1 protein-coding gene is annotated in these 1118 nt (G+C 64.1%); it reads right to left on the reverse strand.

Translation table 11 applies throughout. From position 1 onward, the window contains the following. Positions 1 to 114: 114 nt before the first annotated feature. On the reverse strand, positions 115 to 1118 hold a 1004-nt coding region (locus AC1DT3_RS22150; protein WP_477467327.1), incomplete at its 5' end, for a molybdopterin-dependent oxidoreductase.

Consider the following 1118-nt stretch of genomic DNA (forward strand, 5'->3'; position numbering starts at 1 on the left):
GGCGAGCAGCGCGTACGCAATGAAGATGAGCAGAGCCACCAGCATCAGCAGGCTCTTGCCCAGGATGATCGCCAGAGTGAGGAGAATGTCTCCGAATTCCATAATCGGTTCCTCTTACTCGGCCGCCTCGAGCCGGGTGTGGCGGGCGAGTGCGGAGCACTCGGCCATGACACCGGACGCGCGGGCGATCGGGTTCGTGAGATAGAAATCCTTGACCGGGCTGGAGAACACCTCGCGACCGGGTGTGCCGCCGATTCCGGCGAGAGCCTTTACCGCCTGAGCCGTATCGACCGGCAAGACGCCGTCGAGCGYCGCGAAATGCGGATGCTCGCCATAAAGCCGCTGGCGCAGGGCGTCGAGTGAATCGAATGGCAGGCGGTTGCCGAGAACATCGGAGAGGGCGCGCAGGATCGCCCAATCCTCACGGGCATCGCCAGGCGCGAAAGCCGCACGGTTCGCCATCTGAACCCGCCCCTCCGTGTTGACGTAGGTTCCAGACTTCTCGGTATACGCAGCGCCAGGCAAAATCACGTCCGCACGATGGGCGCCACGGTCGCCATGAGTGCCCTGGTAGATCACGAACGCGCCATCCGCGACGTCGATCTCGTCGGCGCCGAAGTTAAACAGCACGTCGACGGCGCCCTGCGCCATCTGTTGCGCGGTCGCTCCACCCTCCCCTGGCACGAAGCCGAGATCGAGCGCACCGACGCGCGAGGCTGCCGTATGCAGCACGGAGAATCCGTTCCAACCCTCGGTGACGGCCCCGACATCGACGGCGAGTTTCGCGGCGAGAGACAGGATCGCCAAGCCGTCTGGTCGGGTCAAAGCGCCCTGCCCGACGATGATCAGCGGCTTCTTCGCACCCTTCAGCTTCTCGGCGAAGCTGTGACGGCCGGACAGAAGGTCTGCGAGCGTCTCGGGGCCTGCGCCGAGATGATCGTGAGGGTACGTCAAGTCGGCATTTTCGCCGATCAGACCGATCGGCGGCGGCGCCATGCGCCAACGCTTGCGGATGCGCACGTTGACCAGCGAGGCTTCGAGACGCGGATTCGATCCGACGATCAGGATCGCGTCGGCATCTTCGATTCCGGCGATGGTGGAATTGAACAAGTATGAGG

It is taken from the genome of Microvirga sp. P4_G7 (assembly GCF_056401005.1).